Raw genomic sequence first — 12,163 nt, 5'->3', positions numbered from 1 at the left:
ACCGGGGTTCGACGATAGCGCGCGGAGCGCATCCGGTAATTAAGCAAATGACCCAAATCGCAATAGGGATACTTGACTAAATCGGTCATGTATTTATACTTGACAAAACTTGTCGAGAATTGCGGTTCCCACACATATGAGACTCACCACGAAAGGCCGTTTCGCCGTCACGGCGATGATTGACCTGGCACTGCGCCAGGAGCAGGGCCCGGTGACGCTTGCGGGTATCAGCCAGCGCCAGCACATTTCCCTGTCGTACCTCGAGCAGCTGTTTGGCAAGCTGCGTCGTCATGAGATCGTCGAGTCCGTACGCGGGCCGGGCGGCGGCTACAATCTGGCCCGCCGCGCTGAAGACGTGACCGTGGCCGACATCATCATCGCGGTCGACGAGCCGCTCGACGCCACCCAGTGCGGCGGCAAGGGCTCTTGCGAGGGGACCAAACAGCACGACGGCCACTGCATGACGCACGAGCTGTGGTCCACGCTGAACCAGAAAATGGTCGAATACCTCGATTCGGTCTCCCTGAAGGATCTGGTCGACCAGCAGCGCTCGCGCGAAGGGTCGCCGGCGGTGTTGCGCGACAGGCGCAACGAGGCGCCGGTGGTCGAACCCGTCCGCGTGGCGCCCAAAGGGCCCAATTCCGTTTTCAACATGGCCGGTTCCTAGGCACGGTAGAGAGCAGTCACCGCAGCCTGATCAGAAACCCAGAAGCCAGAGCACATGACGTCCCCGGAGCAATTGATGAATAACGACACTCTCCATCTGCCCATCTACATGGACTACAGCGCGACGACGCCGATCGATCCGCGCGTGGTGGACAAGATGATTCCGTACCTGCGTGAGCAGTTCGGCAATCCCGCATCGCGCAGCCACTCGTATGGCTGGGACGCGGAGCGCGCGGTCGAAGAAGCGCGTGAGAACGTCGCCGCGCTGGTGAACGCAGACCCGCGCGAAATCATCTGGACCTCGGGTGCAACGGAGTCGGACAACCTCGCGCTCAAGGGTGCCGCGCACTTCTACAAGAGCAAGGGCAAGCACATCGTCACGGTGAAGACCGAGCACAAGGCCGTGCTCGACACCTGCCGCGAACTTGAACGCGAAGGCTTCGAAGTCACGTATCTGGACGTCAGGGACGATGGCCTGCTCGACCTCGACAAGTTCAAGGCCGCGCTGCGTCCGGACACGATTCTGGTGTCGGTCATGTCGGTGAACAACGAGATCGGCGTGATCCAGGACATCGAGGCGATCGGCGAGATCACCCGTGAAAAGGGCATCGTTTTCCACGTCGACGCGGCGCAAGCCACCGGCAAGATCGCGATCGACCTGCAAAAGCTGAAGGTCGACCTGATGTCGTTCTCGGCGCACAAGACGTACGGTCCGAAGGGCATCGGCGCGCTGTACGTGCGCCGCAAGCCGCGTATCCGTATCGAAGCGCAGATGCACGGCGGCGGTCACGAGCGCGGCATGCGTTCGGGCACGCTGGCTACGCACCAGATCGTCGGCATGGGCGAGGCATTCCGTATCGCGCGTGAAGAAATGGCGACGGAAAACGAACGTATCCGCATGCTGCGCGACCGTCTGCTGCGCGGCCTGTCGGAAATGGAAGAAGTGTATGTGAACGGCGACATGGAAAAGCGTGTGCCGCACAACCTGAACATCAGCTTCAATTTCGTGGAAGGCGAATCGCTGATCATGGCGGTGAAAGACGTGGCGGTGTCGTCGGGCTCGGCCTGTACGTCGGCTTCGCTGGAACCGTCGTACGTGCTGCGGGCGTTGGGCCGTAACGACGAACTGGCGCACAGCTCGATCCGCTTCACGGTGGGCCGCTTCACGACCGAGCAGGATGTCGATTACGTGATCAACCTGCTGAAGACCAAGATTTCGAAGCTGCGCGACTTGTCGCCGCTGTGGGAAATGCACAAGGACGGGATCGATATTTCGACCATCCAGTGGGCAGCGCACTGACGCGCCGTCTGGACGAAGTCGAATTCATCGAATTGCAAATTGCAGGTTGAAACGGATCAAGGAGTTTAATCATGGCTTATAGCGACAAGGTTCTGGACCACTACGAAAACCCGCGCAACGTCGGTTCCTTCGCGAAGGACGACGATGCGGTCGGCACCGGCATGGTCGGCGCGCCGGCCTGCGGCGACGTGATGAAGCTGCAGATCCGCGTGGGCGCGGACGGCATCATCGAGGACGCGAAGTTCAAGACGTATGGCTGCGGCTCGGCGATCGCGTCGAGCTCGCTCGTCACCGAATGGGTGAAGGGCAAGACGCTCGATCAGGCCATGTCGATCAAGAACACGCAGATCGCCGAAGAACTGGCACTGCCGCCGGTCAAGATCCACTGCTCGATCCTCGCGGAAGACGCGATCAAGGCAGCGGTCGCCGACTACAAGCAACGCCACGGTGAAGCGGTCGTCGCAGACGAAAAGCAGCACGCCTGATCGGGCGGCGGGTTGCAACGCGGTTTCAGGTGAATCGAAACGGACGGCGCGAATTCAGACCAGCCGTCCGGCACGAGCTATATTTGATGCAGGCAGGGTAGCAGCGCGTGACCAGGCAGACGAACGGCCGGCGCGCACTGCGCAATGAGAAACGCTATGGCAATTACGTTGACCGAAAAGGCAGCACAGCACGTCCAGAAGTATCTGAACCGTCGCGGTAAAGGCGTCGGCCTGCGCGTCGGCGTGCGCACCACCGGTTGCTCTGGCTTGGCCTACAAGCTCGAGTACGTGGATGAACTCGCGCCCGAAGACGAAGTCTTCGAATGCAACGGCGTGAAGATCATTGTCGACCCGAAGAGCCTCGCCTATATCGACGGCACCGAACTCGACTTTGCGCGCGAAGGGTTGAACGAAGGCTTCAAGTTCAACAACCCGAACGTGAAGGACGAATGCGGTTGCGGCGAATCGTTCCGCGTATAGATCCGGATATTTCCGCGTGCAGCGGATCAAAGGCGGCGCGGGCCGCCTTTTTAGTTTGAACCGCGCATTCGCCCATGCCGCTATGCTCCGCTTTGTCGAGCCGCGTTTTTAGATTGCACTCCGGTGCGCTTTTCTGAACGGACTTCTTCTATCCGATGGCCTCGCTGAACGACAGCCACTTCGATCTGTTCGACCTGCCGGCGCAATTCGCGCTCGACGCTTCGGCGCTCGATCACGCGTACCGCACGGTCCAGGCGCAAGTGCATCCGGACCGCTTCGCGGCGGCCGGCGACGCGCAAAAGCGCATTGCGATGCAATGGGCGACGCGCACGAACGAGGCGTATCAGACGCTGCGCGATCCGTTGAAGCGCGCCACCTATCTGCTGCATCTGCGCGGCATCGACGTCGGCGCGGAGAACAATACGGCGATGGAGCCGGCGTTCCTCATGCAGCAGATGGAATGGCGCGAAAGCATCGAAGACGCGGCCGCGGCCAAAAACGTCGACGCGCTCGACGCCTTGCTCACCGAACTGCGCGACGAAGAGCGCATGCGTTTCGACAAGCTCGGCGCCTTGCTCGACAGCGGCGCGAACCAGGCGGCGGGCGAGGCGGTGCGGCAGTTGATGTTCATCGAGCGGGTAGCGTCGGAAATCGGCACGCAGATCGAGCGGCTCGAAAACTAGCGAGTCCGGGCGCGCCGTGGGCCTGGCCGTATCTCGCCGGCGCCGGCGCGACGATGGCGACCCGAAGCGGCTAGAAGCGACCATAAGCGCCATAGCATTACATCCAGCAACGCGAAAATTCAGGACGGGGCCGAGCGGCTCCGAGAAGATCCAGATGGCCCTACTGCAAATCTCCGAACCCGGCATGGCGCCGGCGCCCCACCAGCGGCGTCTGGCGGTCGGCATCGATCTCGGCACCACCAATTCCCTCGTCGCCGCGGTGCGCAGCGGCGTGCCCGACGTGCTGCCCGACGAAGACGGCCATGCGCTGCTGCCGTCGGTGGTGCGCTACCTCGAAAAGGGCGGCCGCCGTATCGGCCGCACGGCCAAGGCCGAGGCGGCGAGCGATCCGCGCAACACGATCGTCTCGGTCAAGCGTTTCATGGGCCGCGGCAAGGCGGAAGTGGAGGGCGCCGAAAACGCGCCGTACGATTTCGTCGACGCACCCGGCATGGTGCAGATCCGTACCGTGGACGGTGTGAAGAGCCCGGTCGAAGTGTCGGCCGAAATTCTCGCGACGCTGCGTCAGCGCGCGGAAGACACGCTCGGCGACGAACTGGTCGGCGCTGTGATCACGGTGCCGGCGTACTTCGACGAAGCCCAGCGTCAGGCGACCAAAGACGCCGCGCGTCTGGCGGGTCTGAACGTGCTGCGCCTGCTGAACGAACCGACCGCGGCCGCGATTGCCTATGGCCTCGATAACGGTTCCGAGGGTCTGTACGCCGTGTATGACCTCGGCGGCGGCACCTTCGACCTGTCGATTCTCAAGCTCACCAAGGGCGTTTTCGAAGTGCTCGCAGCCGGCGGCGATTCCGCGCTCGGCGGCGACGACTTCGATCACGCGCTGTATCGCCATGTGCTGGAGCAGGTGGGCATTGCGCCGCAAACGCTCGCTCCGGAAGACGTGCGCCTGCTGCTGGATAGCGTGCGCGAGGCCAAGGAGGCCTTGTCCGACGCGCCGAGTGTGAAGCTACGAACCAGGCTCTCGAACGGCACTGAGATCGATCTGACAATTGGTGAGGCCACTTTCGAGGCCATCACACAGGCGCTGGTTCAGCGCACGCTCGGCCCCACGAAAAAGGCGCTGCGCGACGCCAGGGTCACGACGAAGGAAATCAAAGGCGTGGTATTGGTGGGCGGCGCGACGCGCATGCCGGTGATCCGCCGCGCGGTCGAATCGTTCTTCGGCCAGCCGCCGCTGATCAATCTCGATCCCGATCAGGTGGTCGCGCTCGGCGCGGCGATCCAGGCCGATCTGCTCGCGGGCAATCGCGGCGCGGACGGCGACGACTGGCTGCTGCTCGACGTGATCCCGCTGTCGCTCGGCGTCGAAACAATGGGCGGTTTGACCGAGAAGATCATCCCGCGCAATTCCACGATTCCGGTCGCGCGCGCGCAGGATTTCACCACCTTCAAGGACGGCCAGACGGCGATGGCGATCCACGTCGTGCAGGGCGAGCGCGAGCTCGTTAGCGACTGCCGCTCGCTCGCGCGGTTCGAGCTGCGCGGCATTCCGCCGATGGCCGCCGGCGCCGCGCGTATCCGCGTGACCTACCAGGTGGACGCCGACGGGCTGCTGTCCGTGTTTGCGCGCGAGCAGGGTTCGGGGGTGGAAGCGTCGGTGGTGGTCAAGCCGTCCTACGGCCTCGCCGACGACGACATTGCCAGAATGCTCGAAGACAGCTTCTCGACCGCTGAAATCGACATGCGGGCGCGCGCGCTGCGCGAAGCGCAAGTCGAAGCACAGCGTCTCGTGGAAGCCACCGACGCCGCGCTTGCCGCCGACGCCGAACTGCTCGACGACAGCGAGCGCGCCGAGCTCGACAAGCTGCTCGATGCATTGCGCAAGGTCGCGCAGAGCGACGACGTCGATGCGATCGAAGCCGCCACCAAAACCGTCGCCGAAGGCACCGACGAATTCGCCGCCCGCCGCATGAACAAGGGCATTCGCCGCGCCCTCGCCGGCCGCAAGCTCGACGAGATCTGAGCGTTGCGGTAGCGGCGGGCGGGCCGCCTCGTGTCCGTCGCCGAAAACACCGAACCGCGCCGCGTGGACTTAAAAAGTCCTCGCGGCGCCAGTAAAATGGCACGGAGCCTGTTTGCGGCCGCCGTGCCACAGACCCAAACGGAAAATGTATGCCTCAAATCGTTGTGCTGCCTCACGTCGAACTGTGCCCGGAAGGCGCGGTGATCGACGCCGTGCCCGGCAAGAGCATCTGCGACAGCCTGCTCGAACACGGCATTGAAATCGAGCACGCGTGCGAGAAGTCCTGCGCGTGCACGACCTGTCACGTGATCGTGCGTGAGGGTTTCGCCGCCTTGACGCCGTCGGAGGAAGACGAGGACGATCTGCTGGACAAGGCGTGGGGCCTCGAACCGACCTCGCGCCTGTCATGCCAGGCGCTGGTGCCGGCTGAGCAGGATCTGGTTGTCGAAATCCCTCGCTACTCGATCAATCACGCGAAGGAAAACCACTAACAGGAGGATGCAGCCATGAAGTGGACCGATACGCAAGACATCGCGATGGCCCTGACTGACAAGCACCAGGACGTCGATCCGCAGCAGGTGCGCTTCACCGACTTGCACCGTTGGGTGACCGAACTGGAAGGATTCGACGACGATCCTGACCGGTCGAACGAAAAGATCCTCGAGGCGATTCAGGCTGCATGGATTGAAGACGCGGATTATTGAGCGACTCCGAGGCTTCGACGCCGGTCAGCGGTTTGCGTGCGCTGCTGCGGTTGCGACAAGAAAAAGGCGACTCTCTATGGAGGTCGCCTTTTTTCATGCCGGCTGGAACCGCCGTTTGCCGGTGCCTACGCCTGCTCTCAGCTTGCCACGAGCGTGCCGTTCTCCACACGCACGCGCTGGCCCTGCTGGAACGGCGGCGCTTCATGGTAAGTGAAGTAACGCATCTTGCCGTTCTCCATCCGCACGCGCACTGAGTACGACGTCGTGCTGCGAATATGTTTTTCGACCGAGTTGCCGGCAAGGCCGCCGCCGAGCGCGCCGAGAATGGTCATCGCGGTGCGGCCGCCGCCGCTGCCGAACTGGTTGCCGACCACGCCGCCGGCTACCGCGCCGCCGACTGCGCCGATACCGGTGCCATGACCTTCCTGACGGACCGCCGAGATGGCTTCGACCGTGCCGCACGTCGAGCAGTAGGCCGGTCGTGCGGGCTGTTGCTGGGCGTAGTCAGGCGCGGGTTGCGGGGCTGGCTGTGCCTGTTGTCGCTGCGCGTATTGCTGCTGCGCGGGTGCGGGCGCCGGAGCGGGTTGCGGCTGTTGTGCAGCCTGCTGCGCGCTCGGATTGGCGGGTGCCGCTGAATCGACCACGCCCGGCTGCGTGCCTTGTGTGGTCACCTGCGCCGCTTGTGTCTGATCGTTTTGCGCGCCGTTGCTGGATGCCTTCGGGAACAGGCCCGTCACGGCCGCCGTGGCGACGAGGCTCGCGATGATCACTGCGCCGGCGGCGGTTGCGATGAGCGGGTGAAGCCGGCGTTGTTGCGCAGGCTGCGAAGATTGCGTGGTGGGTTGTGTGTTCGGATTGTCCATTTTTGGCCTCCGCCTTTAGCAGAGTCGACTTTTAATAGACAAAGTGTCTGGCAAATCGATCCTGCAAGGGTTTCAATTTGTAACGATATCCGGGCAATGATCAAGCAGGCGCCGCGTCCAGGGCAAGCGCCTGCATAGTGAGCCGCACGTCCGAATGCTCGCGCAGTATGCACTTTTTACCGATGGTTACAAACCGTCAGCCAGGCGCCAGATGTCTTCTGGCGCGATACCACGAAAAACGCCCGGCACGAACCGGGCGTTTTCCATGCGTTGCACCGCGCAGCGATCAGTCTTCGCGGCGCAGATGCGGGAACAGAATCACGTCGCGAATGCTCGGGCTATCGGTCAGCAACATGACCAGACGGTCGATACCGATGCCGCAACCGCCGGCCGGCGGCATGCCGTATTCGAGCGCGCGAATGTAGTCCGCGTCGTAGAACATGGCTTCTTCGTCGCCGGCGTCTTTCTGGTCGACCTGCTTCCTGAAGCGGGCCGCCTGGTCTTCCGGATCGTTCAGCTCCGAGAAGCCGTTGGCGATTTCACGGCCGGTGATGAACAGCTCGAAACGCTCCGTGATGCCCTCGACCTTGTCCGACGCGCGCGCGAGCGGCGAAACCTCGATCGGGTAGTCGATGATGTAGGTCGGCTCCCACAATTGCGACTCGGCGGTCTCCTCGAACAGCGCGAGTTGCAGCGCACCGACGCCCGCGTTCAGGAACTGCGGCTGCGATGCGTCCACGCCGAACTTCTTCAGTTCGGTGCGCAGGAAAGCGCTGTCGGCGAGTTGCTCGTTCGTGTACTGCGGCGCGTACTTCTGGATCGCCTGGGTGATCGTGAGGCGATGGAACGGCTTGGCCAGATCCAGTTCGCGGCCCTGATACGTGATGGTGGCCGTGCCCAGCGCGTCGATGGCGGCCTGGCGGATCAACTGCTCGGTGAAGTCCATCAGCCACTTGTAGTCGGTGTACGCCGCGTAGAACTCGATCATCGTGAATTCCGGATTGTGGCGCACGGACACGCCCTCATTGCGGAAGTTACGGTTGATCTCGAACACACGCTCGAAGCCGCCGACCACCAGACGCTTCAGATACAGCTCCGGCGCGATGCGCAGGAACATCTGCATGTCGAGCGCGTTGTGGTGCGTGGTGAACGGCTTGGCCGCCGCACCGCCCGGAATCGGGTGCAGCATGGGCGTTTCGACTTCCATGAAGTCGGCGTCGGCCATGAACTTGCGGATCGACGAAATCGCCTTCGTGCGCGCAACGAAAGTCTTGCGCGTTTCCGGCGTGACGATCAGATCGACATAGCGCTGGCGATACTTCATTTCCTGGTCGGACAGCCCGTGGAACTTGTCCGGCAGCGGCCGCAGCGACTTCGACAGCAGACGCAGTTCGGTGCAGCGCACCGAGAGCTCGCCCTTGTTGGTGCGGAACAGTACGCCGCGCGCCGCGACGATGTCGCCCATGTCCCACTTCTTGAAGGCGTCGTACGTTTCCTGGCCGACGTCGGCGGGCGTGATGAAGAACTGGATCTGACCCGAGCCGTCGCGCACGGTCGCAAAGCTCGCCTTGCCCATCACGCGCTTGAGCATCATGCGGCCGGCGATCGCGACTTCGAGCGGATTCGCTTCGAGCGCTTCCTTGTCGGAGTGCTCGTATTGCGCTTGCAAATCTTCGGCGTGATGCGTGGGGCGGAAATCGTTCGGATAGGCGACGCCTTGCTCACGCAGCTCGCGCAGCTTTTCGCGGCGCTCGGCGATGATCTTGTTGTCGTCCACCTCGGGTACGACATTAGGCTGGGCCGCGTTCGGTTGGGTCGGTTCGGTCATGATGATTTGGTATTCGGTGGCCCGCACGGGAGTGGCTCGCTTGCGGGTGGCCAGTCAGTAAAAACCTCAGGCGGTATAGGGAAACGGCGAAGATACGGCGCGGCGTTGCAAGGGCAGGCCGCGCCGGTTGCGCTCAGACGCCCTGTTTCAGGCTGGCGCTGATGAACGGATCGAGGTCGCCGTCGAGCACGCTCTTGGTATTGCTGATTTCGACGTTCGTGCGCAGATCCTTGATACGGCTGTTGTCCAGCACGTACGAGCGGATCTGATGACCCCAGCCCACGTCGGTCTTGCCGGCTTCGAGCTTGTCCTGCTCGGCCTGACGCTTGCGGATTTCCGCCTCGTACAGGCGCGATTTCAGCATGGCCATCGCTTCGGCGCGGTTGCGGTGCTGCGAACGGTCGTTCTGGCACTGCACGACGATGCCCGACGGCAAGTGCGTGATACGCACCGCGGAGTCGGTCTTGTTGATGTGCTGACCGCCCGCGCCGGACGCGCGGTACGTGTCGATGCGCAGATCGGCCGGGTTGATGTCCACTTCGATCGAGTCGTCGATTTCCGGGTACACGAACACCGAGGAGAACGACGTGTGGCGGCCGCCCGACGAGTCGAACGGCGACTTGCGCACGAGGCGGTGCACGCCGGTCTCGGTGCGCAGAAAGCCATACGCGTATTCGCCTTCGATCTTGATCGTGGCGTTCTTGATGCCCGCGACGTCGCCGTCGGTCTGTTCCAGCACTTCGGTCTTGAAGCCCTTGCGCTCGCAGTAGCGCAGGTATTGGCGCAGCAGCATGGCCGCCCAGTCGCACGCTTCGGTGCCGCCGGCGCCGGCCTGGATGTCCAGGAACGCATTGTTCGGATCGGCCGGGTTCGCGAACATGCGGCGGAATTCCATGTCCGCCACGCGCTGTTCGATGCCTTGCGCGTCGGATTCGCAGGCGAGGAGAGTTTCCTCGTCGCCTTCTTCGCGGGCCATTTCGAACAGGTCCTGCGCATCGCGCAGGTCGTTATCGAGCGACGTGAGTTTGCCGACCGTGTCGTCGAGCAGCTTCTTTTCCCGGCCGAGGGCCTGGGCGTGCTTCGAGTCGTTCCAGACGTCCGGGTCTTCGAGTTCCCGGTTGACTTCGATTAGACGCAGTGCTTTGTCGTCGTAGTCAAAGATACCCCCGTAGCGCGCTTGCGCGAGTGCGCAGGTCCGCCAGTGAGGCTTCGATCGCGTTGAGACGTTCCGCTTCCATGTCGATCTTTTATAGCTTCGTAAAAAGGGGAAATTATAGCCGATCGGCGCGCCGCGCCGGAGGCTCTTGAGCGATCCGGCGCGTGTTTGGGGTTGATTTTGCGGCGATTTTCGACGTTTGCGCTACGCCGGACCTTGCCGGGCTGAACGGCGTCAGTCCACCACCAGTCCACCACTTCAGCTCGCCGCGTGCTCGACGATCAACTGCACGCGGGAGACGCCGTTCCACGTGTCGCTCGCGAGGCGGTAGGCGACCGTGGTGCGGGCGGGCAGCGTGTCGGTGTGATTGAACCAGATCGCGTTGAAGCGCTGGCGGCCGCGCACGAGTTGCAGCTTCAGGTGTTTGTCCTTCACCAGCGCCTGCGAGACGATGTCGAATTCGCCCGAAAACACCGGCGCCGGAAAGCCCTGACCCCACACGGCCGCGTCCAGCATTTCGACGAATTGCGGCGTGAAGTAGGCGTCTTCGAGTTCGCCGTCGGTTTCCACCGTGCGCGAGAGCGCTTCTTCGGACAGCCATTCGCGGCCGACCGCTTCGAACGCGGCGGTGAAGCGCGGCACGTCGGCGGCGGCGAGCGTGAGGCCCGCGGCCATTGCGTGACCGCCGAACTTGACGATCAGGCCCGGCTCGCGCTTCGAGATCAGGTCGAGCGCGTCGCGCAGATGGAAGCCCGCGATCGAGCGGCCCGATCCTTTGACGGTCCGGCCGCTGTCGTCGGCGAGCGCGAAGGTGAACGAGGGCCGGTGGAATTTCTCTTTCAGCCGTCCCGCGACGATGCCGATCACGCCCTGGTGCCAGTCGGGATTGAACAGCGTGATGGTGGTGGTGCCGTCGGGGTCGATCGCCGAGAGGTCTTCGAGCGCCTGCTGCTGCATGCCGGCTTCGATTTCGCGGCGTTCGCGGTTCATCGCGTCGAGTTGCTGCGCGAGGTCCCAGGCGCGGCCGATGTCGTCAGTAGTCAGACATTCGATGCCGAGCGACATGTCCGACAGTCGGCCCGCCGCGTTCAGCCGCGGTCCGAGCGCGAAGCCGAGATCGAAGCCCGACGCGCTGCGGGCGTCGCGCGCGGCGGCGCGAAACAGCGCGGCGATGCCCGGCTGCATCTTGCCTTTGCGGATGCGCTGCAGACCCTGCGCGACCAGCACGCGGTTGTTGCCGTCGAGCTTGACCACGTCCGCGACCGTGCCGAGCGCGACCAGATCGAGCAGGCCGTCGAGGCGCGGTTCGGGAAAGTTATCGTTGAACGCGCCACGGCGGCGCAATTCCGCGCGCAACGCGAGCAGCACGTAAAACATCACGCCGACGCCCGCGATACATTTGCTCGGGAACGTGCAGCCCGGCTGGTTCGGATTGACGATCGCGCGGGCGGGCGGCAGTTCGTCGCCGGGCAGGTGGTGATCGGTAACCAGCACGTCGATGCCGAGCGCGTTAGCCGCTTGCACGCCGTCCACGCTGGCAATGCCGTTATCCACGGTAATCAGCAGATCCGGCTTGCCCGCCGCGTTGCGGGCGGCCAGCGCGACGATCTCCGGTGTCAGACCATAGCCGTACTCGAAACGGTTCGGCACCAGATACTCGATCCGGCCGCCGAACATGCGCAGGCCGCGCACGGCGACCGCGCAGGCGGTGGCGCCGTCGCAATCGTAGTCGGCGACCACCAGCATGCGGCGTTGGCTCTGGATGGCGTCGGCGAGCAGGGCGGCGGCGTCTTCGCAACCCTTGAGCGCGACGGGCGGTACGAGCCGCGCGAGGCCGGTTTCGATTTCGTCGGGCATGCACACGCCGCGCGCCGCGTAGAGGCGCGCGAGCACCGGATGCAGACCGTGGCGGGTGAGGATTTCGGCGTCGACGGGGGACGCGGCGCGCGTAACGATTCGGGTCATGCGGAAA

Annotated in this window: 12 protein-coding genes; 8 read left to right on the top strand and 4 right to left on the bottom strand. The window is 63.6% G+C overall.

Annotated features, from left to right (window positions below):
- Window positions 1-136: 136 nt before the first annotated feature.
- The 8 genes from iscR to iscX all read left to right on the top strand — a co-directional run bounded on the left by iscR (window position 137) and on the right by iscX (window position 6,344).
- Complete coding sequence (iscR, locus tag BXE_RS14235) at window positions 137-667, top strand: Fe-S cluster assembly transcriptional regulator IscR (protein WP_011488980.1); 531 nt, start codon at window positions 137-139, stop codon at window positions 665-667.
- Window positions 668-742: 75 nt separating this feature from the next.
- Complete coding sequence (locus BXE_RS14230) at window positions 743-1,966, top strand: IscS subfamily cysteine desulfurase (protein WP_011488979.1); 1,224 nt, start codon at window positions 743-745, stop codon at window positions 1,964-1,966.
- Window positions 1,967-2,037: 71 nt separating this feature from the next.
- Window positions 2,038-2,451 carry a Fe-S cluster assembly scaffold IscU gene (iscU, locus tag BXE_RS14225; RefSeq protein ID WP_007181285.1) on the top strand — a complete coding sequence of 138 codons (414 nt, stop codon included), beginning with the start codon at window positions 2,038-2,040 and terminating at the stop codon, window positions 2,449-2,451.
- Window positions 2,452-2,607: 156 nt separating this feature from the next.
- Window positions 2,608-2,931 carry an iron-sulfur cluster assembly protein IscA gene (iscA, locus tag BXE_RS14220; protein ID WP_007181286.1) on the top strand — a complete coding sequence of 108 codons (324 nt, stop codon included), beginning with the start codon at window positions 2,608-2,610 and terminating at the stop codon, window positions 2,929-2,931.
- Between the two features lie 155 nt (window positions 2,932-3,086).
- The gene (hscB, locus tag BXE_RS14215; RefSeq protein ID WP_011488977.1) at window positions 3,087-3,614 is read left to right on the top strand and encodes a Fe-S protein assembly co-chaperone HscB; all 528 of its coding nucleotides are present in this window, start codon (window positions 3,087-3,089) and stop codon (window positions 3,612-3,614) included.
- 154 nt (window positions 3,615-3,768) lie between these two features.
- On the top strand, window positions 3,769-5,640 hold the full coding sequence (hscA, locus tag BXE_RS14210) for a Fe-S protein assembly chaperone HscA (RefSeq protein WP_038457687.1): 1,872 nt from the start codon (window positions 3,769-3,771) through the stop codon (window positions 5,638-5,640).
- Between the two features lie 149 nt (window positions 5,641-5,789).
- Window positions 5,790-6,131 (top strand): ISC system 2Fe-2S type ferredoxin, encoded by a 342-nt coding sequence (gene fdx / locus BXE_RS14205; RefSeq protein ID WP_007181289.1) that lies wholly within the window; start codon window positions 5,790-5,792, stop codon window positions 6,129-6,131.
- A 15-nt stretch (window positions 6,132-6,146) separates the two neighbouring features.
- Window positions 6,147-6,344: a Fe-S cluster assembly protein IscX gene (gene iscX, locus BXE_RS14200; protein WP_011488975.1), complete on the top strand. Its 198-nt coding sequence runs from the start codon at window positions 6,147-6,149 to the stop codon at window positions 6,342-6,344.
- Between the two features lie 137 nt (window positions 6,345-6,481).
- Here iscX and BXE_RS14195 read toward each other — a convergent pair whose 3' ends face one another.
- The 4 genes from BXE_RS14195 to recJ all read right to left on the bottom strand — a co-directional run bounded on the left by BXE_RS14195 (window position 6,482) and on the right by recJ (window position 12,156).
- Window positions 6,482-7,207: a glycine zipper 2TM domain-containing protein gene (locus BXE_RS14195; RefSeq protein WP_011488974.1), complete on the bottom strand. Its 726-nt coding sequence runs from the start codon at window positions 7,205-7,207 to the stop codon at window positions 6,482-6,484.
- A gap of 286 nt (window positions 7,208-7,493) precedes the next feature.
- The gene (gene lysS / locus BXE_RS14190; RefSeq protein ID WP_011488973.1) at window positions 7,494-9,035 is read right to left on the bottom strand and encodes a lysine--tRNA ligase; all 1,542 of its coding nucleotides are present in this window, start codon (window positions 9,033-9,035) and stop codon (window positions 7,494-7,496) included.
- A gap of 133 nt (window positions 9,036-9,168) precedes the next feature.
- Window positions 9,169-10,273, bottom strand: a protein-coding gene (gene prfB / locus BXE_RS14185; protein ID WP_096335872.1) for a peptide chain release factor 2 whose coding sequence is annotated in 2 segments (ribosomal slippage) — window positions 9,169-10,191 and window positions 10,193-10,273 — 1,104 coding nt in all. Because the reading frame shifts where the segments join, the coding sequence is not laid out codon by codon here.
- A 176-nt stretch (window positions 10,274-10,449) separates the two neighbouring features.
- Window positions 10,450-12,156, bottom strand: coding sequence for a single-stranded-DNA-specific exonuclease RecJ (gene recJ / locus BXE_RS14175; protein WP_011488970.1), 1,707 nt, complete (start codon window positions 12,154-12,156; stop codon window positions 10,450-10,452).
- Between the last annotated feature and the right edge of the window lie 7 nt (window positions 12,157-12,163).

Source organism: Paraburkholderia xenovorans LB400 (assembly GCF_000013645.1).
Classification (GTDB): Bacteria; Pseudomonadota; Gammaproteobacteria; order Burkholderiales; family Burkholderiaceae; genus Paraburkholderia; species Paraburkholderia xenovorans.
The sequence above is the reverse complement of the archived record's forward strand: the minus strand, read 5'-3'. Positions and strand labels throughout refer to the sequence as shown.

Excerpts from the sequence above, each read along its gene's own strand:
- iscR (WP_011488980.1), top strand. The coding sequence starts at position 137 with ATGAGACTCACCACGAAAGGCCGTTTCGCCGTCACGGCGATGATTGAC.
- BXE_RS14230 (WP_011488979.1), top strand. The coding sequence starts at position 743 with ATGAATAACGACACTCTCCATCTGCCCATCTACATGGACTACAGCGCG.
- iscU (WP_007181285.1), top strand. The coding sequence starts at position 2,038 with ATGGCTTATAGCGACAAGGTTCTGGACCACTACGAAAACCCGCGCAAC.
- iscA (WP_007181286.1), top strand. The coding sequence starts at position 2,608 with ATGGCAATTACGTTGACCGAAAAGGCAGCACAGCACGTCCAGAAGTAT.
- hscB (WP_011488977.1), top strand. The coding sequence starts at position 3,087 with ATGGCCTCGCTGAACGACAGCCACTTCGATCTGTTCGACCTGCCGGCG.
- hscA (WP_038457687.1), top strand. The coding sequence starts at position 3,769 with ATGGCCCTACTGCAAATCTCCGAACCCGGCATGGCGCCGGCGCCCCAC.
- fdx (WP_007181289.1), top strand. The coding sequence starts at position 5,790 with ATGCCTCAAATCGTTGTGCTGCCTCACGTCGAACTGTGCCCGGAAGGC.
- iscX (WP_011488975.1), top strand. The coding sequence starts at position 6,147 with ATGAAGTGGACCGATACGCAAGACATCGCGATGGCCCTGACTGACAAG.
- BXE_RS14195 (WP_011488974.1), bottom strand. The coding sequence starts at position 7,207 with ATGGACAATCCGAACACACAACCCACCACGCAATCTTCGCAGCCTGCG.
- lysS (WP_011488973.1), bottom strand. The coding sequence starts at position 9,035 with ATGACCGAACCGACCCAACCGAACGCGGCCCAGCCTAATGTCGTACCC.
- recJ (WP_011488970.1), bottom strand. The coding sequence starts at position 12,156 with ATGACCCGAATCGTTACGCGCGCCGCGTCCCCCGTCGACGCCGAAATC.